The sequence below is a fragment of the Streptomyces sp. SCSIO 75703 genome, from assembly GCF_036607905.1.
Taxonomy (GTDB): Bacteria; Actinomycetota; Actinomycetes; order Streptomycetales; family Streptomycetaceae; genus Streptomyces.
Map to the genome: position 1 here is coordinate 252,970 of NZ_CP144555.1, position 22,302 is coordinate 275,271.

The window sequence follows — 22,302 nt, forward strand, 5'->3', positions numbered from 1 at the left end:
GGCCGCGGGGACGAGTGAGGACGCCCCGCCGCCCCGGCGTGGCGGGAGGGCGGCGGCCCGGTGGGCGGGGGCGGACGGAGAGCGACGGGTGACGGGAGTGCGCGGGGCATGAGCGGTGCGGACTGGAGCAGGCGCCGGTTCACAGGGCTGGCGTGGCGTGCGGCGGCCCTGGCGGCGGTGGTCCCGGCGGCGGGCTGCGGGAGGGCTCCGGACGCCGGGACGCGCGGGGCGGCCACTCCGGCGCCCCTGGCGAGTGGCGGGGCGGCGGGCCGGGACGCGGGGCCCTCCGGGCGGCGCCCGCTCTTCCTCGGCACGTACACCTCGGCGGAGGGCGGCGGCGACGGTGTCGGCCTGGCCTCCTACGACCCGGCGACGGGCCGGATCACCGGCGCCGGCACGCTCGCCGGGCTCGACGACCCCTCGTTCCTGGCCGTCCATCCGGACGGGCGCACGGTCTACGCCGTCGGCGAGCGGCAGGCGGGCACGGTGAGCGCCTTCCGGGTGGACGGGCCCCGGGTGCTGGGCGTGCGGAGCGCGGGCGGCTCGGCCCCGTGCCACCTGTCGGTCCGTCCGGACGGGCGCTGGCTGCTGAGCGCGCACTACGGTTCGGGCGGCGTCGCCGTGCACCCCATCGACGCCTCGGGCGCCCTCGGGGAACACACCGCGCTGGTCCGGCACGCCTCTCCCCCGCCCGGCCCGGGACAGGACGGGCCGCACGCCCACCAGGTCGTCACCGGCCCCGGCGGCCACGTGCTCGCCGTGGACCTGGGCACGGACACCGTGTACACCTACCGCCTCGACGAGGAGCGGGGCACGCTCGCCGAGACCTCGCGGGCCCGGGTGCGGCCGGGCACCGGACCGCGCCACCTCGCCTTCCACCCCGGCGGGCGGTACGCGTACCTCGTCGGGGAACTCGACGACACGGTCACCGTCTGCGGCCACGACCCGCGCACCGGCCGTCTCGACCCGGGCGAGCCGCAGCCCACGGGGACGGGCGCGGGCACGGGGCGCAATCACCCGGCACAGCTCCTGGTCACCGCCGACGGCTCCCACGCCTACCTCGCCAACCGGGGGCGGGACACCCTCACGCGGTACGCGGTCGAGGACGGCGGCGCCCGGCTGCGGCTGCTCGACGAGGTGCCGGCGGGCGGGGAGTTCCCGCGCCAGATCGCCTTCTCGCCCGACGGCGCGCTGCTGTTCGCGGCGCATCAGCGCTCCGGCACGGTGGGTGTCTTCCACGTCGACCGCGCAGGTGGCGGACTGCGTCCGGCCGGGGAGCCGTTCGCGTCACCGGTCGCCGTGTGTGCGCTGCCGCTGTAGGGCGCGGGGGCGGGCGGCGCTCGCCTGGGCCAGCAGGACGTGCATGCGCTCGGTGAGCTGGGCGAGGTCGTCGGCGGGGGTGTGGAAGGGCAGCCGGACGTCGCCGTGGGAGCGGAGGCGTTCGATGCGCAGGGTCAGTCCGTGCCGGTCGACGGCGAGCGGGCGGACGCGGACCGCGCCGTGCAGGCTGTCGGCGTCGACGAGCCGGGTGAGGCGCTCCACCGCGTCGCCGTGGCAGTCGGCGAGGTGGGTCAGCAGCCGGGCCTCGGCGGTGGCGAGCGGGTCGGGGCGGGCGGCGGCGAACTCGCCGGGGTCGACCACCACGGCGCCGGCCGCCCGGCGCAGCACCACCCGGGTCGGCTCGAAGGAGAGGTGGTCCCCCTCGGCGGCGAACCGGCCGGCGAGCCAGAGCCGGGCGCGGACGCGCCCCCGGACGGGGACGGGCGCGACGTCGGCGAACTCCAGCACGCCGGACGGTTGGCCGCGGGGCGCGCACACCACGGCGGCGGACAGGACACTGTCCCCGGGCACGCTCAGGCGCACCCGGCCCTCGTCGGACACGGCGTGCGCGCCGACGTACTCCTCGCGTCCGCCCTCCGCGGTCACCGCGCAGGACCACGCGGCGGCGAGCACGGAGCGGGCCTGCTCCGCCGCGGCAGGCGCGGCCGCCCAGGTGTGACTGTCGCCCATCCCCAACCTCCGTCGTCAAGTTCATTAGGTAAGGCTTGCCTAACCTATAGGAGATCGGGGTGCGCGCCAACCGGGACGCGTGGTCTTCGCGAGACCTTTCCGGGCGGTCCTCCGCGTTCACACGGCGGTTCCCGTCCCGTGACCCGGGCCGCCCGCCACGGTGCCGGTGCGGTCCCTCGCGGTCTCCCGCCGGCGGGAACTTTGCCGGCCGCCGGTCCCGCACGATCCGGCCCGGCACTTCGCCCTGCGCGCGCACGCCCGCCAGGCCGCTCCCGAGCCGGTGCACGACTGGCAGGACGGCGGCGCCTCGCCCGACGGGCGGCGGCGCGCACCGGCGCGGGTGGCGGAGATCCTCGCCGTGCTGGACGGCGACACCAGCGGGGACGCCGGAGGGAGGGACACGCGGTGCGGGTCCGGCTCCCGGACGACGAGGAGACGAGTCCGTCGCCGACGCTGACGACCACGACTGACCGGTGAACCACCACGGCCACCGTCCGCACCGCGGCCGGCACGCGGCTGACCGCCCGCCGGCCGCGGCTCCCCGAGGAACCGGCCGCGCTCGCGCCCGGCACCACCGTCGAGATCACCCGCTCCCGGCACGCGCACCCGCCGTCCGCCTGCGCGAGCGTCCCCCGCACCGCCTGACCGCCGCTCCGGCCAGGGCCGTTCGACGCCCGGCGGACCCGCCGGAGCCCGGTGCCGTCACGGCCCGCCGCCCCCGGGCGCGTGCCCCGGCGGTGCCCGGCACTCAGGGGGCCAGCGCACCCAGCAGGGTACGGGCGCACAGGTCGCGCACCTGCTCGCGCCCCGGTTCCCCCTCGCTCAGCCACTCCAGGCAGACCGCCGTCGTGAAGGCCAGCCAGCCGCGCACCGCGAGCCGCACGCCGGGGCGCTCCGCGACGTCCGGACCGTACTCGGGGTCGGCGGCGAGCACGGCGAGGATCTGCCGCTCCTGGGCGGCCAGCGCGGCCCGGTAGACCCGGCGCACGGCCTGGTCCCCCGCCGCCTCGGCGCGGTGGAAGGCGCCGAAGCCGTCCGCGTTCGTGCGCACGTACTCCAGGAACGCGTCGAGCACGGCGGTCAGCTGCCCGCGCACCGGGACGCCGGGAACCGCCTGCGTCAGCCGCAGCATGCGCTCGCTCTCGTGCTCGACGACGGCCGCGAAGAACTCCCGCTTGCCCGGGAAGTAGTGGTACAGCAGCCCGCGCGAGACACCGGCGATCTCCGCGACCCGCTCGATCCAGACCTCGTCGTAGGGGCTCTCGGAGAACAGCCGCGCGCCGACCGAGAGCAACTGCTCGCGGCGCTCCTCGGTGCTCAGCCGGCGCCGTGTGCGCCCGCGCTCGTCGACGGCCATGCCCCGGACTCTACTTGACGCCGGTTCAGCAGCGGGACGAGACTGGGGAGGCGTTGTTGAACCGACGTACAACACGCTCCGGAACGCCGCTGCGTCAAGGGAGATCGCGTCATGGTGGAGACGACCGACCGACCGGCACGGGAGAGCCTGCCCCGCGGCTTCCGGGGAGCCGAACAGGGCTGGCCGGAGCTGCGCCGCATCCCGCGACCGCCGTACCGGGTGCCGCTGCTCGGGGACGTGGTGGGGGCGAGCCGCGAGACGCCCCTTCAGGACTCGCTCGCGCTGGCCCGGCGGCTGGGGCCGATCTTCCGGAGGCGGGCCTTCGGCAAGGAGTTCGTGCTCGTGTGGGGCGCCGGTCTCGTCGCCGACCTGGCCGACGAGACGCGCTTCGCCAAGCACGTGGGGCTCGGGGTGGCCAACCTGCGGCCGCTCGCCGGGGACGGGCTGTTCACGGCGTACAACGACGAGCCGAACTGGCAGACCGCGCACGACGTGCTCGCGCCCGCCTTCGGCCGGGAGGCGATGGCCGGCTACCACCCGATGATGCTCGACGTGGCCGGTCGGCTGACGGACCGCTGGGACCGGGCCGCGGCGGCGGGGCGGACGGTGGACGTGCCGGGCGACATGACCCGGCTGACGCTGGAGACGATCGCCCGCACCGGGTTCGGCCACGACTTCGGCTCCTTCGAGCGCGCCCGCCCGCACCCCTTCGTGACGGCCATGGTGGGCGCCCTCGCCCACGCCCAGCGGCTCAACACCGTGCCCGCGCCGCTCGCCCCGTGGCTGCTGCGCCGGGCGAGCCGCCGCAACGCCGACGACATCGCCCACCTCAACCGCACCGTCGACGAGCTGGTCCGCGCCCGCCGCGAGGCCCCCGGCTCCGGGTCGGGCGACCTGCTCGGCCGGATGCTGGAGACCGCCCACCCCGAGACCGGGGAGCGGCTGTCGGCCGAGAACGTGCGCCGGCAGGTCATCACCTTCCTGGTGGCCGGCCACGAGACCACCTCGGGCGCGCTCTCCTTCGCCCTGCACTACCTCTCCCGCCACCCCGAGGCGGCGGCCCGCGCCCGCGCCGAGGTGGACCGCGTGTGGGGCCCCACCGAGACCCCGGGCTACGAGCAGGTCGCCCGACTGCGCTACGTGCGCCGGGTGCTGGACGAGTCGCTGCGGCTGTGGCCGACCGCGCCCGCGTTCGCCCGGGAGGCCCGCGCCGACACCGTGCTGGCCGGCGCCCACCCCATGCGGCGCGGCGCCTGGACGCTGGTGCTGGTCCCGATGCTGCACCGGGACCCCGAGGTGTGGGGTCCGGACGCCGAGCGGTTCGACCCGGACCGCTTCGAGCCGCAGGCCGTGCGGTCCCGGCCGGCCCACGTCTTCAAACCCTTCGGGACGGGCTCGCGGGCGTGCATCGGGCGGCAGTTCGCGCTGCACGAGGCGACCCTCGTCCTCGGGCTGCTGCTGCGCCGCTACGCGCTGCTTCCCGAGGAGGAGTACCGGCTGAGCGTGACGGAACGGCTCACCCTGATGCCGCGCGGCCTCAGGCTCCGCCCCGAGCGGCGCACCGCGCCGGCCCCCGCCGCGGACGCGCCCGAGGACGCCGGTCCCGGCCCGGCCGGGCGGTGCCCCGTGCACCGCCCGGGTCCGTGAGGGGCGTCGGTGCGCCCCGCGCCGTCAGCGGGCGAACAGCTCGAAGGCGACCGCGGGGCGGCCCCCGAAGCGCTTCCCGGTCTCCTCGGCGTTGCGGGTGAGGAAGCCGCGCGCGTACGCCTCGGGGTCCTCGTCGGTGAGGACCTGGAGGTAGGTGCGGTGGGCGAGCAGGGAGCGCACGGCGCGTTCCAGGCCCGCCGTCGCGTCCACGGCGTGGGTGGGCGAGGTGGAGCCGGCGACCGCGACCCAGCGGACGCCGTCCCAGGGTTCGAGGCCCTGTGCGGCCAGTTCGGGGAAGATCCAGCGGTTCCCGGCGTCCGCCGCCGCGTCCAGCGTGGCCCGGCCGACCGCGACGTGGTCGGGGGTGTTCCAGGAGCCGCCGCCCCAGGTCTCCCGGTGGTTGAGGGTGACGACCAGTTCGGGGCGGTGGCGGCGGATCGCTGCGGCGATGTCGCGGCGCAGCGGGACGCCGTACTCGACGACGCCGTCCCGGTGATCGAGGAACTCCACCCGGTCCACGCCCACCTCGGCGGCGCTCTCGCGCTGCTCTCGCTCCCGCAGGGCGCCGCACTCCTCGGGCGCGAGGGTGTCGATGCCGGCCTCGCCCCGGGTGGCGAGCACGTACGTCACCTCCCGCCCCCCGTCGGTCCAGGAGGCGACGGCCGCCGCGCAGCCGTACTCCAGGTCGTCGGGGTGGGCGACGACGGCGAGGGCCCGGCGCCAGTCACCGGGCAGGGGTTCCAGGGGGGTGCCTGCGGGATCGGTCATGGCGGCACACTAACCCGGCCGCGGGCGGGACACGGGGCCCGCGGCCGGGTGGGGCTCAGACCTCGTCGCGGACGAGGGCGAGCAGCCGGTCCAGGACGCGGGGGCCGCCGGCGCGGACGCCGTCGTGCTCGAACTCGTCGGTGACCCAGGTGCGCAGGCCGCGGACGGTGCGGGCGGTGGCCAGCGCGTGGGTGGTCTCGACGTACATGTCGTCGTGGTAGACGGCCGCGGCGGTGGACACCTCGTTGGCGGCGAGCCGGGCCGGGTCGTACAGCGGCGTCCAGTCGGTGCGGGCGGCGAGGAGTTCGGCCGTCTCGCGCAGCGGGCGCAGCGCCGGGTCGCACGCGAACATCCAGGGGTGGACGGACTCGCCGGTGAGCAGCACGGGGTCGTCGCCGGCGAGGGCCTTGGCCGCGTCGAAGCGGGGGAACTCGGCGCGGACGCGTTCGGCCGACCAGGCGGTGGGACGCGCGTCCTGGGCGTAGATCGCCTCGTGGACGAGGGCGTACAGCGGGTGCCCGGCGTACGACAGGAGGCCCTGGACCTGCTCCTGGAAGGCGTCGGACAGCTCGGCTCCGGAGGGGGTGCGGACGAAGGCGTCCTCCAGCAGGAAGTGCAGGCGGTGGCTGCCGTCGCCGCTGCCGAGGAGGATGCCGAGGGACTGGAACGCCTCGACGGTGAGCCGGTAGCCGCCGGGCAGGACGACGTCGTGGGTGAGCAGGTGCTCGGCGATGCGGCGGACGCGTTCGACGTCCTGGGGGTAGCGGGCGTAGTGCGCGGCGACCTTGCGTTCGATGCGCGGGTAGGCGGCCCGGTAGACGTCGTCGGCGTGGGCGTCCAGGGAGGGCAGGCCGCCGGTGACGAGGGCGGTGCTCAGCCCCTCGGGGGCGAGGGAGAGGTAGGCGACGGTGCAGAAGCCGCCGAAGCTCTGGCCGAGCACGGTCCAGGGGGCGCCGCCGGTGACCCGGGGGCGGATCGCCTCGCAGTCGCGGACGATGGAGTCGGCGCGGAAGCGGGTGAGGTAGTCGGCCTGCTCGGCGGGGCCGCCGCGCAGCGGCAGCGTCTGCCGGTTGGCGGGGGTGGAGGCGCCGGTGCCACGCTGGTCCAGAAGGAGGACGCGGTACTCCTCCAGGGCCCGGCCGAGCCAGGCGGGACGGCCGACGAAACGGTTCGCCCCGAAGCCGGGGCCGCCCTGGAGGTAGACCAGCCAGGGCAGGTCCCGGTCCGCCTTGTCGCTCGCGACGGCCTCACGGGCGTACAGCTCGATCGTCTCCCCGGCCGGGTCGTCGTGGTCGAGGGGGACGGTGAACCGGCGGTCGGTGAGGACGACGCCGGGCTGGCGGTAGCTGACGCTCAACGGTGACTCCTGGGGCGGACGGATTTTCGGCCGGGACCCAGTTCAGCACATGGACCTGCGGCCGGCCTCCCCCGGGACCGGAACTTCTGGCGCCCAGCGGGCCGTGAGGCCCGGGCCGCGCACCACCGGCACGGGCCGCGGGACGACCCGGCGGTGCGCGCGCGGGCGGCCGGTGCACGCCGACTCGGTCTCCTCCGGGGGGAGTTCGGCGGCGAGGGCGCCCATGGTGACGGCGGGCCGGCGCACCGAGGTGAGGGGGACGGGCCGCGGCACTCGATGTCGCCGTGGAAGACGAGGGCGAGACCGCCGGGGACGGCCACGGCGCCGACGCGCGCGGGCCGCCGGTGGCGGCCGGTCCGCCCGGATGGCCGCGCCGGGCGACGGCCTGGTGCGGGCCCGCGCCCTGGCACGTGGGCGGCCTCGCGGCCCTCGGCGGGCTGCCGCGCCGCACCGTCCGCCCGGTCCGCCACGCCCCGCGGCACCACCGCCCGCCTGCGGGCCGCGGGGGACCGACTCGCCGGACGGCGAACGGGGTCTCCCGCTCACCCGCGCGCCCCCACTACCCTGCGTCCATCCGTTGAGCACACCGAGGAGCCGCGATGCGTGTCGCCCTGTTCCTGACCTGCGTCAACGACACGCTCTATCCGGACACCGGCCGCGCCGTGGTGAGACTGCTGACCAGACTGGGCGTCGAGGTCGGCTTCCCGATGGGGCAGACCTGTTGCGGGCAGGCCCACTACAACTCCGGCTACCGGCACGAGGCGGAGCCCCTCGCCGTCCGCTTCGCCGAGGTCTTCCGGGACTACGAGGCGATCGTGACGCCCTCCGGGTCCTGCGCGGCGATGGTGCGGGAGCTGTACCCGCGGCTGGGTGCGCGGGCCCGAGCCGAGGGCCGGGGCGGCGCCCTCGCCGCGACGCTGGCGCCGGTGGTGCCGAGGACGTACGAACTGACGGAGTTCCTGGTGGACGTGGTGGGGGTGACGGACGTGGGGGCGTACTACCCGCACACGGTGACCTACCACCCGACCTGCCACGGGCTCCGCTCCCTCGGCCTGGGCGACCGGCCGCGGCGGCTGCTGGAGGCGGTGCGGGGGCTGGAGCTGGTCGAGCTGCCCGGTGCCGGGGAGTGCTGCGGCTTCGGCGGCACCTTCGCCGTGAAGAACCCGGACGTGTCGGCGGCGATGGGCGCGGACAAGGTGCGCCACGCCGTCTCGACGGGCGCCGAGGTGCTGTGCGCGGCGGACAACTCCTGCCTGATGCACCTCGGCGGGACGATGGGGCGGCTGGGCACGGCCCTGCGTCCGGTGCACATCGCGGAGATCCTGGCGACCACGGAAGCGGAGGCGCGCGGATGAGCGGGACCCACCTGGGCATGCCGGCCTTCCCCGAGGCGGCGCGGGCGGCGGTGCGCGACACGACCCTGCGCGGCAACCTGCGCCACGCCACGCACACCATCAGGGCCAAGCGGGCCGCCGCGGTGGCCGAGGTGTCCGACTGGGCGGCGCTGCGCGAGGCGGGCCGGCGGATCAAGGACCACACGCTGCGCCACCTCGACCGCTACCTGGAGCAGGTGGAGGCGTCCGTGACGGCGGCCGGCGGCATCGTCCACTGGGCGGCCGACGCGGACGAGGCGAACCGGATCGTGGCCCGGCTGGTGCGCGAGACCGGCGAGTCGGAGGTGGTCAAGGTCAAGTCGATGGCCACCCAGGAGACCGGCCTCAACGAGGCCCTCGCCGACGAGGGCATCCACGCCTACGAGACCGATCTCGCCGAGCTGATCGTGCAGTTGGGCCACGACCGCCCCTCGCACATCCTGGTGCCGGCCATCCACCGCAACCGGGGGGAGATCCGCGACGTCTTCCGCTCCGAGATGGGCGCGTGGGGACGGCCGGCCCCCGACGGGCTCACCGACACGCCCGCGCAGCTCGCCGAGGCGGCCCGGCTGCACCTGCGGGAGAAGTTCCTGCGTGCCAAGGTGGGCGTCTCGGGCGCCAACTTCGTGGTCGCGGAGACCGGCACCCTGATCGTGGTGGAGTCGGAGGGCAACGGGCGGATGTGCCTGACCCTGCCCGAGACGCTGATCTCCGTGGTCGGCATCGAGAAGATCGTGCCGGCCTGGCGGGACCTGGAGGTCTTCCTCCAGACCCTCCCCCGCTCCTCGACCGCCGAGCGCATGAACCCGTACACGTCGATGTGGACCGGCACCACCGACGGGGACGGCCCGCGCGTCTTCCACCTGGTGCTGCTGGACAACGGGCGCACCGACACCCTCGCGGACGAGGTGGGCCGCCAGGCGCTGCGCTGCATCCGCTGCTCGGCCTGCCTGAACGTCTGCCCGGTCTACGAGCGGGCGGGCGGGCACGCCTACGGCTCGGTGTACCCGGGTCCGATCGGCGCGATCCTCAGCCCCCAGTTGCGCGGCACGGGCAGCGCGCTCGACGCGTCGCTGCCGTACGCGTCCTCGCTCTGCGGCGCCTGCTACGAGGTGTGCCCGGTCGCCATCGACATCCCCGAGGTGCTGGTGCACCTGCGGGAGCGGGTGGTGCGGGGCGGCCCCGCGGTCCGCGGCGGCGACCGGGTGGTGCTGCGCCCGGCCCGGGGGCACGCCGCGGAACGGGCGGCGATGCGGGCGGCGCTGTGGGCGCTGGCCCGTCCCGGGGCCCTGCGGACGGGCCAGCGGCTGGCCTCGCGCACCCGCCGCTTCCATCCGCGGACGCTGCCCGGTCCGGGCCGGGCCTGGAGCGGCACCCGGGACCTGCCCCCGGTGCCGGCGGAACCGTTCAGGGACTGGTGGCGGCGCACGGGCGGCGGGGCGGACGGGACAGGGGGAGCGGCTCGATGAGTTCCAGGGAGCGGATCCTGGGCCGGGTGCGGCGGGCGCTGGCGGACGTACCGCGCGACGAGCGCCCCTACGAGGAGGTGATCGCGCGGGACTACCTGCGCGAGCACGGGAAGCGCGGGGCCGCCGAGACGGTGGACCTGCTCGCCCGGAACCTGGCCGACTACCGGGCCCTCGTGCACCGCTGCGCGGCCGGCGAGGTGGCGGCCACGGTCGCCGGGCTGCTGGCGGCGCGGGGGGCGCGGACGGTGCTGGTCCCGGCCGGGCTGGACCCGGACTGGGTCGCGGCGTGCGGCGCGGAACGGGTCGGGGACCGGGCGGAGAGCACGCCGGACGAACTGGACCTGGTGGACAGCGTGGTCACCGGGTGCGCCGTGGCGATCGCGGAGACCGGCACGATCGTCCTGGACGGCTCGGCCGGGCAGGGGCGCCGTCGCGTCACCCTCGTCCCCGACCACCACGTCTGTGTGGTGCGGGTGCCGGACCAGGTGGTCGCCTCCGTTCCGCTGGCGCTGCCGCGCCTCGATCCGGCCCGCCCGCTGACCTGGATCTCCGGCCCGTCGGCCACCAGCGACATCGAGCTGAGCCGCGTCGAGGGGGTGCACGGCCCCCGCACCCTGGAGGTGGTCCTGGCGGAGTAGGCGCCCGGTGTGGCCGCGCCGGCCGGCCCCGCCTCCGCTGCGGCCGGGGCCCGGCACGGCCGGGTCCGGTGCGGCGGCGTGTGCGGTGGGCGCGTGGCGGGGCGCCGGGCGCGGGGCCCGGCGCCGTGGCCGTTCCCTAGTCGGCCTTGGCGTACTCCTGGGCCATACCGCCGGCGAAGTCGTAGACCACGCACTGTTCGTCGCCCACGGTCCAGGCGTCGTGTCCGGGCGGGCAGACGAAGACGTCGCCGGCGCCCACCTCGCTCTCGGCGCCGTCGTCCATGCGGATGCGCATCCGGCCCGCGACGACGTAGCCGTTGTGGTGGATGCGGCAACTGTCGGTGCCCGCGATGGGTGCCACCGACTCCGACCAGCGCCAGCCCGGTTCGAAGGTGGCGACGGCGAAGTCGAGTCCGCCGAGGTGCACGGCCTCGATGTGGCCGCGGGGGAAATCGCGCCGCTCGTCGGGCTTGTCGAGCGTCTTGATCTCCAGCATGACGCTCCTCCTTCCCTGGTTTCCCTTCCTTCCATGGTCCGCCCGCCGGGGCCGTGCCGCCAACCCCCGGGCGGGCCCCGGGCCCGGTCCGCGGCGCGAGGGTCAGCCGCGGGTGCCGCACAGCCGGGCGAAGCGCGCGGCGTCGACGTTGCCGCCGGAGAGGATCAGCCCCACCCGGCCGGGCAGCGGGCCGGCCCGGCCGGTCAGGAGCGCGGCGAGCGGGGTGGCACCGCTCGGTTCGAGAACGATCTTCAGCCGTTCGAAGGCGAAGCGCATGGCGTCCCGGATCTCGTCGTCGCCGACGAGCACGATCCCGTCGAGCAGCCGCCGGTTGACGGAGAAGGTCAGTTCCCCGGGCATGTCGACGGCCTGGCCGTCGGCGATGGTGCGGGGCACCGGCACCCGCACCCGCCGGCCCGCCCGCAGCGAGCGCAGGGTGTCGTCCCCCGCCTCCGGTTCGACGCCGATGACCTTGAGCCCGGGGTGGAGGCCGGTGGCCGCGACGGCGCTGCCGGCGATCAGTCCCCCGCCGCCGACCGGGACGATCAGCGCGTCCAGCGCGCCGGCGTCGTCGAGGAGTTCGAGGGCGGCGGTGCCCTGTCCGGCGATGACGTCGGGGTGTTCGTAGGGCGGGATGAGGGTCAGGCCCCGGTCGGCGGCCAGGGCCTCGGCGAGGGCGACGCGGTCGGCGCCGTAGCGGTCGTAGGTGACGATCTCGGCGCCGTAGGCGGCGGTGGCCGCGCGTTTGGAGGGCGGCGCGTCCTCGGGCATGACGATGACGGCGGTGGTGCCCAGTTCCCGGGCGGCGAGGGCGACGGCCTGCGCGTGGTTGCCGGAGGAGTAGGCGGCGATGCCCCGGGCGAGCCGGGCGGGCGGCAGGCGCGAGGCGGCGTGGTAGGCGCCGCGGAACTTGAAGGCGCCCACCCGCTGGAAGTTCTCGCACTTGAGGTGGATCTCCGCGCCGACGAGGGAGTCCAGGGTGCGGGAGCGCAGGACCGGGGTGCGGTGGACGACGCCCGCGAGGCGCGCGGCGGCGGCCCGGACGTCGCCGAGGGTGACGGGCAGCGGGTCGGTGGCGGGCACGCGGGTCCTCCGGTTCTGGTCCGGGCGGCGGACCGGCGTCTTTCCGACAGCGGCCCGCGGCGCCCCCGGTCGTCGTCGCGCTCTCGTCGGGCGCTCCCGTCGAGGCTACGCGGCGCGCGGCACCGGGGCCGAGACACCGCGGCGGGGCGCACGGCTCGCTCGCCGCCGGGCCGCCGCCGTCGCGGAGGCGCTCAGCCTCGCCCCGCCCGTGCTCGTCGGCATGTCCTGGGGAGCGCCGCTGCCCGGCCGCGACCGGGAGCTGGGCACCCACCGGCTGGTGCTGAGCCAGGGCACCGGCCGGACGCGGTGCTTCCTCGCGCGGTTCCCGCTCGCCGCACGCCCGGACGGGGGCCGGAGGCCGTACGCACCCGGTACGGGAGCGGGTACCCCGCCCCCGTACCGCCTCTTGTGTGATCATCTTGGCGTTCGCCCCGCAAGCCCTCCCTCTTTCAGGCGGTTTGTCTGCTTAGCATGCGGGGTCCGCGCCTGACGGGCCGTCGGCGCCACCGCGCGACGGCACCCCGGCCCGGACGGCGCACCCCGGCGCCACGTGGCGAAGGCCCCGTGCCGCGGTGCGCGGGACGACCGTCCGGGACCACGCCCGCCCGCGCCGCTCGCCCCGGGACCCGCCCGCCCGTACGAGAGGACACCAGATGGCGCCCAGGGGCCGTCACCGCGCACCGGCCGACCACGCCCTCGCCCCGCACGACGCCACGCTGCGGGCCGCCGCCCGCCGCCTCGGCCGCAGGCGCTTCCTCACGGTGACCGCGGCCGCCGCCGCGCTCGCCTTCGCCACCGACCTGCCGGCCCGCGGCGCCTTCGCCGCCCCCGCCCGGGGCGGCGCGCGGATCGCCGCCGACCCCTTCACCCTGGGCGTCGCCTCCGGGGACCCGCTGCCCGACTCGGTGCTGCTGTGGACGCGGCTGGCGCCCGAGCCGTTCACCGCCGACGGCGGGCTGGGCGAGGAGCGGATCACGGTCGACTGGGAGGTGGCGCTCGACGAGCGCTTCGCCACCGTGGTCCGCCGCGGTCAGGCCCTCGCGCACGCCGAGTACCGGCACAGCGTGCACGTCGACGTGCGGGGGCTCGCGCCCGGCACGGTCTACCACTACCGCTTCCGCGCGGGCGCCTGGATCAGTCCCGTGGGCCGCACCCGCACCGCGCCCGCCGCCGGCACCCCGGTGGCGTCGCTGCGGCTCGCGGCCGTCGCCTGCCAGGCGTACCAGGACGGCTACTTCACCGTCCACCGCCACCTCGCCGAGGACGACGTCGACGTCGTCTTCCACCTCGGCGACTACCTGTACGAGTACGCGGTGAACTCCTCCGGCGGGGAGCGCCGCTACCCCTCCGGCACGCTGCCCGGCGTCTTCGACCACGAGACCATGACGCTCGCGGACTACCGGCTGCGCTACTCCCTCTACAAGAGCGACCCGGACCTGCGGGCGGCGCACGCCGCGCACCCCTTCGTCGTCACCTGGGACGACCACGAGGCCGAGAACAACTACGCGGGCGCCGTGCCCGAGAACGACGTGCCGCCCGAGGAGTTCCTGCTGCGCCGGGCCGCCGCGTACCGGGCGTACTGGGAGCACCAGCCGCTGCGCGCGGCCCAGTTGCCGCAGGGACCCGACGCGCGGATGTACCGCCGGCTGCACTGGGGCACGCTCGCCCAGTTCGACGTGCTGGACACCCGCCAGTACCGCTCCGACCAGGTCTACGACGACCGGCCGCACCCGCCCGGACCGGAGTCCGACGATCCGGCGCGCACCCTCACCGGGGCGGCGCAGGAGCGCTGGCTGCTCGACGGCTGGCACGCCTCCACGGCGCTGTGGAACGTGATGCCGCAGCAGGTCTGCTTCTCCCAGCGGAAGTTCGCCGCCGGGGCCGACGCGGACATGTCGATGGACGCCTGGGACGGCTACCGCGCCTCCCGGAACCGGGTCGTCGCCGGTGCCAAGGCGGCCGGGATCGACAACTGGCTCGTCCTCACCGGTGACGTGCACGTGGCCTACGCCTTCGACGTCCTGGACGACTTCGACGACCCGGACTCCCGGACGCTGGGCACGGAGATCACCTGCACCTCGGTGGCCAGCGGCCGGGACGGCCAGGAGAAGCCGGCCACCTGGGACGCGTATCTGCGGGCCAATCCGCACCTGCGCTTCTACCACGGCAAACGCGGCTACGCCCGGGTCGAACTGGGCCGGGCGGCGGCCCGCGTCGACTTCCGCGCCGTCCCGGCCGTCACCACGCCGGGCGCCCCCGTCACGACGGCCGCGTCCTTCGTCACCGAGGCCGGCGCCCCCGGCCTCAAAGCCGCCTGAAACCCGCCTGCGACCGGCCCCGGACCTCCCGGTTCCGGTCCGCGCCTACTGCACTTGCCGCCCGGCGGGTCCCCCATCGCGCGAATGACGCCGCCGCTCGGCATCGTCCGGAGCCGTTCCGGCAAGGACTGTGGCTTCCCCGGCCGGTACCGCTCCCGTCCCTTCCCCCCACTCAGCCGTCGCCGTGCCGGGCGGCGACCGAAGGAGGCATCCCGCATGGTCGGCAGACACGCCAGGTACGGCCGCCGCGCCGTCTGGACGGCGCTCGGCGCGCTGGCCCTGGCCGCGCTCCCCCCGGTGGCCTCGGCCGCGCCGCCGCCCGCCCCCGCCCCCTCGGCCGTCCCGCCCTCCGGCGCCGGCCGGGCGCCCGCGGCGCTGCTGCGGGCGATGGAGCGGGACCTGGGGCTCGCGCCCGGCCGGGCGGCGGCCCGGCTGGTCAACGAGGCGGAGGCGGGCACCCGCGCGGGGCTGCTGCGCGACAGCCTCGGTGACCGCTTCGCCGGTGCCTGGGTGAGCGGCGACACCTCCGCCGAGCTGACCGTCGCCACCACGGACGCCGCCGACACGGACGCCATCGAGGCGCAGGGCGCGCGGGCGGCCGTCGTCGCCCGGGGCCTGGGCGAACTCACCGCCGTCAAGGAGCGGCTGGACGCCGCCGCCGGCCGCGTGTCCACCGCGGCCACGCCGGTCTGGTACGTCGACGTGCGCGCCAACCGGGTCGTGGTCCAGGCCGCCGGTGAACCGGCCGCGGACGCCTTCGCCGAGGCCGCCGGCGTGGACCGCGCGGACCTGGGCGTCCGGATCTCGGCGGAGCGGCCCCGCCTGTTCACGGACCTGGTGGGCGGCGACGCCTACCTCATCGACGGCCGGGCCCGTTGCTCCGTCGGCTTCTCCGTCACCCGGGACGGGCAGGAGGGCTTCGCCACCGCCGGCCACTGCGGCGCCCCGGGCGCGGTCACCACGGGCCCCGACGAGAGCGCGCAGGGCACCGTCCGGCAGTCCGTCTTCCCGGGCCGGGACATGGCGTGGGTGGCGGTCGGCGCGGGCTGGACGGCCACGCCGGACGTCAGGGCCCAGGACGGCACGACGATCCAGGTCGCCGGTTCGGTGGAGGCCCTGGCGGGGGCGTCGGTCTGCCGCTCGGGCTCCACCACGGGCTGGCACTGCGGCACCGTCCGGCAGCACGACACGAGCGTCAGCTACCCGGAGGGCACGGTCCGGGGCGTCACCGAGACCTCGGTGTGCGCGGAGCCCGGCGACTCCGGCGGCCCCTTCCTCGCGGGCGCCCAGGCGCAGGGCACCACCTCCGGCGGCTCCGGCGACTGCACGCGCGGCGGGACCACGTACTACCAGCCGGTCAACGCCACGCTCGCCGACTTCGGGCTGACCCTGCTGACCACGTCCGCCACGACGAAGACGCCCGCGCCGCAGGAGAGCACGGCGGGGGACGCGTGGACCGCCGGACGCGTCTACGAGGCCGGGGCCGCGGTGAGCCACGGGGGCGTCCGCTACCGCTGCCTGCAGGACCACCAGGCGCAGGCCGCCGCCTCCCCCGAGGCCACGCCGTCCCTGTGGCGGCGCGCCTGACGGGCCGCCGGTCCGCGCACGGGCCCCGGACGGGGGCGGCCACCCTCGCCGGCCGGCGTCCCTCGGCGCCGGGCCGTGCGTGGACGCGGCAGCGCCGAGCACCCGTGCCGTGGGCGCGCACCGCCGAGGCCCGTGCCATGTGCGCGGCGCGCGGACCGGCGGGGTGCGCGGCGCCTCGTGCGGGCCGGGCGGGGTCGCCGGCCGGGGCGGTGCTCAGCGGTGGCGCAGGCGCCAGACGTGGTCCTCGCGGTGGCCCTCGACGCCCTCGGGCGAGGTGCTGGGCCGGCTGACGGTCTCCCGCGTGACGAGGGTCCACGCCTCGTCGGGCAGGGCGAGGTCGTCGAGGAGCCCGTCGAGGGTGGGGAACACCGCGTCGAAGGGCGGCTCGGTCTGCCAGGAGGGCCAGGCGGCGTGCAGGACGATCAGCAGCGTGCCGCCCTCCGCGACGGCGTGCGCGGCGGAGCGCAGCACACCGCGCTGGTCCAGTGCCACCGGGGACTGGAGGTAGTGCGCGCTCACCAGGTCGAAGAAGCCCTCGGGGAAGGTGCGGCCCAACTCGTGCCGTTCCCAGGCGGTGCGCTCGCCCACCCCGGCGTCGGCGGCGTGCGCGGCGGCGCGTTCGAGGGCGGTGGCGGAGATGTCGACGCCGGTCACCCGCCAGCCCCGCGAGGCCAGCCAGACGGCGTCCGCGCCCTCGCCGCAGCCCAGGTCGAGGGCGGTGCCGGGGCCGAGGTCCGCGGCCTCCCGGACCAGCAGGTCGTTCGGGCGTCCGCTCCACACCCGCCCGGAGTCCCGGTAGCGGGCCTCCCAGAAGTCGGCGGGCCGCGACGGCGTGTCGGTCATGGGTGCCTCCCCGGGGACGGTGTGCTGCTGCCGGTGGCGCGCGGCGTGCCGGGCGCCTCCCCCGCAGGTTGCACCGGGGGCGGCCCCGGGGACAAACGGCGTTGCCGTTCCGGCAAAGCGCGCCCGGTCAGCGGTAGGGGCGGGCGGTGGCTCCGCTGTCGTCGTCCTCGCCGCGCAGGAAGCGGGCGCGCTGCGGGAACGCGAGGTCGATGCCGGCCGCCTCCAGGGACTCCTTGACCCGGCGGCGCAGTTCGCGGGTGACGCCCCACTGCTGGAGCGGCACGGTCTTGACGGCGACGCGCACCAGGACGCCGTCGGCGTCGAGGGACTGCACGCCCCACACCGCGAGGTCCTCCAGGAGCAGGTCCGAGAAGCCGGGGTCCTCGCGCAGTCCGCGGCCGGCCTCCTCCAGGACCCGGTAGACGGTGTCGAGGTCCTCGTCGTAGGAGACGGTGACGTCCAGGACGGCGCGGGCCCACTCCTGGCTGTCGTTGCGCACGCGCAGGATCTCGCCGTTGCGGATGTGCCACAGGCCGCCGTTGAGGTCGCGGACGTGGGTGAGGCGCAGCCCGACGTGCTCCACCTCGCCGACGGCCTCGCCGAGGTCGACGGAGTCCCCGACGCCGTACTGGTCCTCGATCATGATGAGCAGTCCGGACAGGTAGTCGGCGACCAGGCTCTGGGCGCCGAAGCCGATGGCGAGGCCGACGACTCCGGCGCTGGCGAGGAGCGGGCCGAGCGCGATGCCGACCTGGTCGAGGACCATGGCCACGCCGACCATGAAGAGCACGATGGTCACGGCGCTGCTCAGTACCGAGCCGATGGTGCGGGCCCGCTGTTCGCGGCGCTGCCGGGCCCGCGAGCGGTCGCGGTGGAGCACGGCGGGCCCGCGTCCGGCACGGCGCGGCCGGCCGTGGTCGCTCTCGCCGCCGTTCGGCTCCAGGACGCGCTGCACGATCCGGGTGATGGCCCGTCGGGCGACGGCCCGTACGACCAGCAGGACGACGACGATGAGCGCGATGCGCAGCGGTATCCCGATCAGTGCGGTGGTGTGTTCGCCCACCCAGCCCGACCAGTCGGCCGCCGTGGTGACGTCGGCGGCCGGTCCGGTGCGTGCGGTTGCGTGCGTCATCGGCTCGCGTGCTCCCTCTCTCGGAGTTCTCAGGGGTCTCGGGATCTCGGGGTATCGAGGTGTCGAGGTGTCGGGGGTGTCGGGGTTCGTCGGCGTGCGCGGCCGGCACCGCCGTCGGCGACACCTACCCACGGCCGCCCCGAACATGACGGGGCCGCACCACCGGCCCGCCCCGGACTCCCCTTGTCACCGCCTTCGCCCGGCGCCGTACGACGACACGGCGATACATCCGCCTTCCGCCGCCTTGTCCGGATGGTTACGGCATCTTCACCGGCGTCCGCCCATCCCGGGCGTGTCGCGGGGCACCCGGTGGGACGTCGCCCACCGAGGAGGGATCCGCGGCGTGGTCATCGTTGCCGTACTGCTGCTGCCCTGCCTCGGGCTGCTGCTCCTCACCATGACGTTCCTGGAGGACCGGCTCTTCGACGGGACCGGGCGGCCCGCCCGGCGCTCCCGGCGCCGGCATCTGCGCCTCGTCCCGGGCGGCGGCCGGGGACGGCACGCGGCGGCCGGGGACGGCCGGGAGGAGCGGGACGCGGCCTGACGGCCGGGGGCCCGGCGGCGCCGCGTAGGGTCCTGGTGGTGTGGCCGTTCCGGTTCCGGGGTCCTCGCGGGGCCACGCTGTGGGCGACGGACCCCGTGTCCGGGAGGAGAGCGATGACCACCGACGAGGCGGACGACGCGTTCGTACGGTTCTGGCAGGAGCGCCGAGTGTGCTTCCTGGCCACCCCACGCGTCGGCGGCGGCCCGCACCTGGTGCCGGTGGGCGTGACGTACGACCACGCCACCCGCACGGCGCGGGTCATCACCAGCCGGGACACCGCCAAGGTCCGCAACGTCCTGCGGGCGGTGGAGGCCGGTCGGGCGACGGTCGCGGTCGGCCAGGTGGACGGCCGGCGCTGGTCCACGCTGGAGGGCACGGCGGCCGTCCGGGACGACCCCGGCGCGGTGCGGGAGGCGGAGGAGCGGTACGCGGCGCGCTACCGGCGGCCCCGGGAGAACCCGCGGCGGGTCGTCATCGAGGTCTCCGTCCGGCGCTTCCTCGGCACGGTGCGCCCCGGACCGGACGCGCACGGCGCCGGGTGACGGGCGCGGCCCCGCCCCCTCGGCGTCCGCGCCGTCGCCCCCGCGGCGTCCGGCGCCCCCTCAGCCTTCGGCGGCGCCGTCCGGACCGCCGGTCCGGGCCGGGCGGTCGCGGCCGAGGCGGCCGGGCCACCAGGCGACGGGCCCGGTCTCCCGGGCGAGGGCCGGGACCAGCAGCGAACGCACCACCAGCGTGTCGAGCAGGACGCCGAAGGCGACGATGAAGGCGATCTGCACCAGGAAGGCCAGCGGGATCACCGCGAGGGCGGCGAAGGTCGCGGCCAGCACCACCCCGGCCGAGGTGATCACGCCACCGGTGACGGTCAGTCCGCGCAGGATGCCCTGTCGTACCCCGTGGCGCAGCGCCTCCTGCCGGACCCGGGACATCAGGAAGATGTTGTAGTCGACGCCGAGCGCCACCAGGAACACGAAGCCGTACAGCGGTACGGAGGCGTCGGTGCCGGTGAAGCCGAGGACGTGCCGGAAGACGAGGGCCGCGATGCCCAGGGTGGCGAGGAAGTTCAGCGCCACCGTCGCCACCAGCACCACCGGCATGAGCAGCGAGCGCAGCAGGGCGACGAGGATGACCAGGATGATGGCGAGGACGACGGGCACGATGACGGTCCGGTCGTGCTCGGCGGTGCGCTGGGTGTCGTACTGCTGGGCGGTGTAGCCGCCGACCAGGGCGTCGGCGCCGGGCACCGCGTGGACGGCGGAGCGGAGCCGGGCCACCGTGTCCTTGGCGGCGTCGCTGTCGGCCGGGTCGCGCAGCGTCGCGTCGATGCGGACCCGCCCGTCGACGACACGCGGGGGGCCGCCGCCGGGCCGGCCCGTGTCGGTCACGGCGCCGGCGGAGGCCACGCCGGTCGTGTCGCGGACCGCGGCGAGCACCCGGTCGGTGCGGCCGGCGTCCGCGATGATCACGGCGGGGGTGCCGGAGCCGCCGGGGAAGTGCCGGGCCAGGGTCCGCTGGGCGGAGACGGACGGGACCTCCTTGACGAAGATCTCGTCGAGCGGCACGCCCCGCGAGGTCAGCGTGGGCGCGAAGGCGGCGCAGGCGAGGAGCGCGATCAGGCAGACGGACCACACCCGGCGCGGCGAACGGTCCACGGCCGCCGCGACCCGGTGCCACACGGGGTGTCCGGCCGGGGCGTCGTCGGCGCCGTCCGGGCCCCCGGTGTCCGGGCCGGCGGCGGGCGCGGGGGCGGCGGGCCAGTAGGCGGCACGGCCGAGCAGGACCAGTACGGCGGGCAGGAAGGTGAGGGTGCTCAGGACGGCGCAGACGATGCCGATGGCACCGACGGGGCCGAGGGCCCGGTTGTTGGTCAGGTCGCTGAGCAGCAGCGCGAGCAGGCCGAGGGCGACGGTCGCGGCGCTGGCGACGACGGTGGACCAGGAGGAGCGCAGTGCGGCGCGGCCGGCGGCGAACCGGTCCTCGTGCCGGACCAGTTCCTCGCGGTAGCGGGCGGTGAGGAGCAGGGCGTAGTCGGTGGCGGCGCCGATGACCAGGATGGAGAGGATGCCCTGCACCTGGCCGTCGACGCGGACCACACCGCGGTCGGCGAGGACGTAGACGATCGCGCAGGCCAGGCCGAGGGCGAAGACCGCGCCGAGGATGATGACCAGCGGCAGCAGGACGCTGCGGTAGACGAGCAGCAGGATCACCAGGACGGTGACGAGGGCGACCCCGAGCAGCAGTCCGTCGATGCCGGAGAAGGCGTGCGAGAGGTCGGCCTGGGTGGCGGCGGGACCGGCCAGGTGGGCCGTGGTCCCGGGGACCTTCTCCGCGGCGGCGCGGATGCGGTCCAGCGTGCCGGGAAGGCGGTCGCCGAGGTCGGGCTCGACCGGGACGACGGCCTGGAGCGCCTCGCCGTCCTCGGAGGGCAGGGCCGGGGAGGCGCGGCCGACGGTGCCCGCCGCCCCGTCGAGGGCCGCGACCGCCTCGGTGGCCGCCGCGCGCCGGTCGGCGACCGCGCCGCCGCCGTCGGCGGTCCACACGACGATGACCGGCAGGGTCTCCTCCGGCTGGAACGCCTTCTGCGCGTCGATGACCCGCGTGGACTCGGCGCTGCGGGGCAGGAAGGACGCCTGGTCGTTGGTGGCGACCTCGCCCAGTTTCCCGGCGTAGGGGCCGAGGGTCCCGCCGATGCCGAGCCAGACCAGGAGCAGGAGGAAGGGGACGAGCCGGCGGGCCCGCCGGGAGGTGAGGGTCATCGGGGCGACGGTCTCCGGGGATCGGCGTGCGGTCCGGCGGGACCGCGGGGCGTCTGGGTTTCCGAGCGTCTGGGCGTTGGGGTGGCGGGGTGGTCCTGCCACGGGAAAGTGAACCGGCCGGCCGGGGCCGAGCCGAAGGCGACGCGCCGGACAGTCACTCGATCATAAACAATCTCAATGATCGAGTAACTGCTCCCCGCTAATGACGGGGCACGCGGTGCGCCGCGCGGCCGGACGCGGACCGTACCGCTCGGCGTTCCCGGCCCGGACGCGAGCCGTGCCCGTGGTCCTGCGCGCTCGGACCCGCACCGTCCCCGTGGGCGCTCCGTCCCCGTGGGCGCTCCGCCGCCGGGCGCGGCGACGGCCGACGCGCGTGAGCGGCGCGCGGGCTCAGCGGTCGGTGGTGCGCGCGGCGCGCAGTTCCTCGTTGACCGCCGTCAGGAAGCGCGCCACGGTGGCGAGTTCGTCCGCGTCGAAGCGGCCCCGGGCGGCTGCCGCCGCCTCGGCCAGCGGCCGGAAGTACAGCCGGGCCGACTCCCGGGCGTCCGGCGCGTAGTGCAGGTGGACGACGCGCCGGTCGGCGCTCTCCCGCACCCGGCGCACGTGCCCGGCGCGTTCCAGCCGGTCCACGCACGCCGTGACCGCGCCGGAGGTCAGCCCCAGGTGCTCGCCGAGCCGTTTGGGTGTCATGGGCCCCGGGGAGTCCAGGATCGCGGCGAGCGCCTGGACGTCGGTGGCGTGCAGTCCGTGGCTGCCGGCGAAGCCCTGGACGAGCCGGTTGATCTCCCCGTTCATCCGCCTGAGCTGGACGGCGACGGTCTGGAGGTCGTCGCTGCGGGGTGCGGCCGGGGTCTGCCGCTCGTGCTGCGCGCGGGGTCCGCGCTGGTTCGCTGTCGCCACGCGGCCAGCGTATAGAAGGGTCACGTT

20 protein-coding genes and 1 pseudogene are annotated in these 22,302 nt (G+C 76.5%); 10 read left to right on the forward strand and 11 right to left on the reverse strand.

What is annotated here, in order from left to right; translation table 11 throughout:
• Nucleotides 1-108 precede the first annotated feature (108 nt).
• Complete coding sequence (locus VM636_RS01205; RefSeq protein WP_030418980.1) at nucleotides 109-1,320, forward strand: lactonase family protein; 1,212 nt, start codon at nucleotides 109-111, stop codon at nucleotides 1,318-1,320.
• On the opposite strand, the gene VM636_RS01210 is transcribed toward VM636_RS01205, so the two are convergent.
• Entirely contained in the window at nucleotides 1,288-2,010 is a 723-nt protein-coding gene (locus VM636_RS01210; protein WP_030418979.1) for a DUF2470 domain-containing protein, read from the reverse strand. The two genes, VM636_RS01205 and VM636_RS01210, sit on opposite strands and share 33 nt — an antisense overlap.
• 166 nt (nucleotides 2,011-2,176) lie before the next feature.
• On the opposite strand from VM636_RS01210, the gene VM636_RS01215 reads away from it, so the two are divergent.
• On the forward strand, nucleotides 2,177-2,467 hold the full coding sequence (locus VM636_RS01215) for a hypothetical protein (RefSeq protein ID WP_338482960.1): 291 nt from the start codon (nucleotides 2,177-2,179) through the stop codon (nucleotides 2,465-2,467).
• A 291-nt stretch (nucleotides 2,468-2,758) separates the two neighbouring features.
• Here the strand turns inward: VM636_RS01215 and VM636_RS01220 are convergent, their stop codons facing one another.
• Nucleotides 2,759-3,367: a TetR/AcrR family transcriptional regulator gene (locus tag VM636_RS01220; RefSeq protein WP_030418978.1), complete on the reverse strand. Its 609-nt coding sequence runs from the start codon at nucleotides 3,365-3,367 to the stop codon at nucleotides 2,759-2,761.
• A 111-nt stretch (nucleotides 3,368-3,478) separates the two neighbouring features.
• Between VM636_RS01220 and VM636_RS01225 the strand changes: the two genes are divergently transcribed.
• Nucleotides 3,479-5,014 (forward strand): cytochrome P450, encoded by a 1,536-nt coding sequence (locus VM636_RS01225; protein WP_030418977.1) that lies wholly within the window; start codon nucleotides 3,479-3,481, stop codon nucleotides 5,012-5,014.
• 24 nt (nucleotides 5,015-5,038) lie between these two features.
• Here VM636_RS01225 and VM636_RS01230 read toward each other — a convergent pair whose 3' ends face one another.
• The 3 genes and pseudogenes from VM636_RS01230 to VM636_RS01240 all read right to left on the reverse strand — a co-directional run.
• The gene (locus VM636_RS01230) at nucleotides 5,039-5,782 is read right to left on the reverse strand and encodes a PIG-L deacetylase family protein (RefSeq protein ID WP_030418976.1); all 744 of its coding nucleotides are present in this window, start codon (nucleotides 5,780-5,782) and stop codon (nucleotides 5,039-5,041) included.
• Nucleotides 5,783-5,837: 55 nt separating this feature from the next.
• Nucleotides 5,838-7,139, reverse strand: coding sequence for an alpha/beta fold hydrolase (locus VM636_RS01235; protein WP_338482961.1), 1,302 nt, complete (start codon nucleotides 7,137-7,139; stop codon nucleotides 5,838-5,840).
• Between the two features lie 42 nt (nucleotides 7,140-7,181).
• A pseudogene (locus tag VM636_RS01240) lies at nucleotides 7,182-7,465 on the reverse strand (hypothetical protein); the annotation flags it as partial.
• A 273-nt stretch (nucleotides 7,466-7,738) separates the two neighbouring features.
• Here VM636_RS01240 and VM636_RS01245 point away from each other — a divergent pair.
• From VM636_RS01245 to VM636_RS01255, 3 genes are read left to right on the forward strand one after another with little or no spacing between them, the layout of a single operon-like run.
• The gene (locus VM636_RS01245; protein ID WP_030418973.1) at nucleotides 7,739-8,494 is read left to right on the forward strand and encodes a (Fe-S)-binding protein; all 756 of its coding nucleotides are present in this window, start codon (nucleotides 7,739-7,741) and stop codon (nucleotides 8,492-8,494) included.
• Nucleotides 8,491-9,981, forward strand: coding sequence for a lactate utilization protein B (locus VM636_RS01250; protein WP_338482962.1), 1,491 nt, complete (start codon nucleotides 8,491-8,493; stop codon nucleotides 9,979-9,981). The genes VM636_RS01245 and VM636_RS01250 overlap by 4 nt, the downstream gene beginning before the upstream one ends.
• A complete protein-coding gene (locus VM636_RS01255) occupies nucleotides 9,978-10,619 on the forward strand; it encodes an LUD domain-containing protein (RefSeq protein ID WP_030418971.1) in 642 nt (213 codons plus the stop codon). Before VM636_RS01250 ends, VM636_RS01255 begins: the two co-directional genes overlap by 4 nt.
• Before the next feature lie 136 nt (nucleotides 10,620-10,755).
• Here the strand turns inward: VM636_RS01255 and VM636_RS01260 are convergent, their stop codons facing one another.
• On the reverse strand, nucleotides 10,756-11,115 hold the full coding sequence (locus tag VM636_RS01260) for a cupin domain-containing protein (protein WP_030418970.1): 360 nt from the start codon (nucleotides 11,113-11,115) through the stop codon (nucleotides 10,756-10,758).
• A 102-nt stretch (nucleotides 11,116-11,217) separates the two neighbouring features.
• Nucleotides 11,218-12,198, reverse strand: coding sequence for a pyridoxal-phosphate dependent enzyme (locus VM636_RS01265; RefSeq protein ID WP_030418969.1), 981 nt, complete (start codon nucleotides 12,196-12,198; stop codon nucleotides 11,218-11,220).
• A gap of 653 nt (nucleotides 12,199-12,851) precedes the next feature.
• On the opposite strand from VM636_RS01265, the gene VM636_RS01270 reads away from it, so the two are divergent.
• On the forward strand, nucleotides 12,852-14,516 hold the full coding sequence (locus VM636_RS01270; RefSeq protein ID WP_030418968.1) for an alkaline phosphatase D family protein: 1,665 nt from the start codon (nucleotides 12,852-12,854) through the stop codon (nucleotides 14,514-14,516).
• A 216-nt stretch (nucleotides 14,517-14,732) separates the two neighbouring features.
• Nucleotides 14,733-16,103: an alpha-lytic protease prodomain-containing protein gene (locus VM636_RS01275; protein ID WP_053912776.1), complete on the forward strand. Its 1,371-nt coding sequence runs from the start codon at nucleotides 14,733-14,735 to the stop codon at nucleotides 16,101-16,103.
• A gap of 213 nt (nucleotides 16,104-16,316) precedes the next feature.
• On the opposite strand, the gene VM636_RS01280 is transcribed toward VM636_RS01275, so the two are convergent.
• On the reverse strand, nucleotides 16,317-16,946 hold the full coding sequence (locus VM636_RS01280) for a class I SAM-dependent methyltransferase (RefSeq protein WP_338482963.1): 630 nt from the start codon (nucleotides 16,944-16,946) through the stop codon (nucleotides 16,317-16,319).
• Nucleotides 16,947-17,073: 127 nt separating this feature from the next.
• Nucleotides 17,074-18,078, reverse strand: a complete 1,005-nt coding sequence (locus VM636_RS01285) for a mechanosensitive ion channel family protein (RefSeq protein WP_030418965.1) — start codon at nucleotides 18,076-18,078, stop codon at nucleotides 17,074-17,076.
• A 343-nt stretch (nucleotides 18,079-18,421) separates the two neighbouring features.
• Here VM636_RS01285 and VM636_RS01290 point away from each other — a divergent pair, with 343 nt between their 5' ends.
• Nucleotides 18,422-18,622, forward strand: a complete 201-nt coding sequence (locus VM636_RS01290) for a hypothetical protein (protein ID WP_037857571.1) — start codon at nucleotides 18,422-18,424, stop codon at nucleotides 18,620-18,622.
• A gap of 113 nt (nucleotides 18,623-18,735) precedes the next feature.
• A complete protein-coding gene (locus tag VM636_RS01295) occupies nucleotides 18,736-19,164 on the forward strand; it encodes a TIGR03618 family F420-dependent PPOX class oxidoreductase (protein WP_053912777.1) in 429 nt (142 codons plus the stop codon).
• Nucleotides 19,165-19,224: 60 nt separating this feature from the next.
• On the opposite strand, the gene VM636_RS01300 is transcribed toward VM636_RS01295, so the two are convergent.
• Both VM636_RS01300 and VM636_RS01305 read right to left on the reverse strand, forming a co-directional pair.
• Nucleotides 19,225-21,375, reverse strand: a complete 2,151-nt coding sequence (locus tag VM636_RS01300) for an MMPL family transporter (RefSeq protein ID WP_053912778.1) — start codon at nucleotides 21,373-21,375, stop codon at nucleotides 19,225-19,227.
• A gap of 390 nt (nucleotides 21,376-21,765) precedes the next feature.
• A complete protein-coding gene (locus tag VM636_RS01305; RefSeq protein WP_053912779.1) occupies nucleotides 21,766-22,275 on the reverse strand; it encodes a helix-turn-helix domain-containing protein in 510 nt (169 codons plus the stop codon).
• Nucleotides 22,276-22,302: the final 27 nt, after the last annotated feature.

Coding starts and splice junctions, on each gene's coding strand:
- VM636_RS01205 (WP_030418980.1), top strand. CDS start 109: ATGAGCGGTGCGGACTGGAGCAGGCGCCGGTTCACAGGGCTGGCGTGG.
- VM636_RS01210 (WP_030418979.1), bottom strand. CDS start 2,010: ATGGGCGACAGTCACACCTGGGCGGCCGCGCCTGCCGCGGCGGAGCAG.
- VM636_RS01220 (WP_030418978.1), bottom strand. CDS start 3,367: ATGGCCGTCGACGAGCGCGGGCGCACACGGCGCCGGCTGAGCACCGAG.
- VM636_RS01225 (WP_030418977.1), top strand. CDS start 3,479: ATGGTGGAGACGACCGACCGACCGGCACGGGAGAGCCTGCCCCGCGGC.
- VM636_RS01230 (WP_030418976.1), bottom strand. CDS start 5,782: ATGACCGATCCCGCAGGCACCCCCCTGGAACCCCTGCCCGGTGACTGG.
- VM636_RS01245 (WP_030418973.1), top strand. CDS start 7,739: ATGCGTGTCGCCCTGTTCCTGACCTGCGTCAACGACACGCTCTATCCG.
- VM636_RS01250 (WP_338482962.1), top strand. CDS start 8,491: ATGAGCGGGACCCACCTGGGCATGCCGGCCTTCCCCGAGGCGGCGCGG.
- VM636_RS01255 (WP_030418971.1), top strand. CDS start 9,978: ATGAGTTCCAGGGAGCGGATCCTGGGCCGGGTGCGGCGGGCGCTGGCG.
- VM636_RS01260 (WP_030418970.1), bottom strand. CDS start 11,115: ATGCTGGAGATCAAGACGCTCGACAAGCCCGACGAGCGGCGCGATTTC.
- VM636_RS01270 (WP_030418968.1), top strand. CDS start 12,852: ATGGCGCCCAGGGGCCGTCACCGCGCACCGGCCGACCACGCCCTCGCC.
- VM636_RS01275 (WP_053912776.1), top strand. CDS start 14,733: ATGGTCGGCAGACACGCCAGGTACGGCCGCCGCGCCGTCTGGACGGCG.
- VM636_RS01280 (WP_338482963.1), bottom strand. CDS start 16,946: ATGACCGACACGCCGTCGCGGCCCGCCGACTTCTGGGAGGCCCGCTAC.
- VM636_RS01285 (WP_030418965.1), bottom strand. CDS start 18,078: ATGACGCACGCAACCGCACGCACCGGACCGGCCGCCGACGTCACCACG.
- VM636_RS01295 (WP_053912777.1), top strand. CDS start 18,736: ATGACCACCGACGAGGCGGACGACGCGTTCGTACGGTTCTGGCAGGAG.
- VM636_RS01300 (WP_053912778.1), bottom strand. CDS start 21,375: ATGACCCTCACCTCCCGGCGGGCCCGCCGGCTCGTCCCCTTCCTCCTG.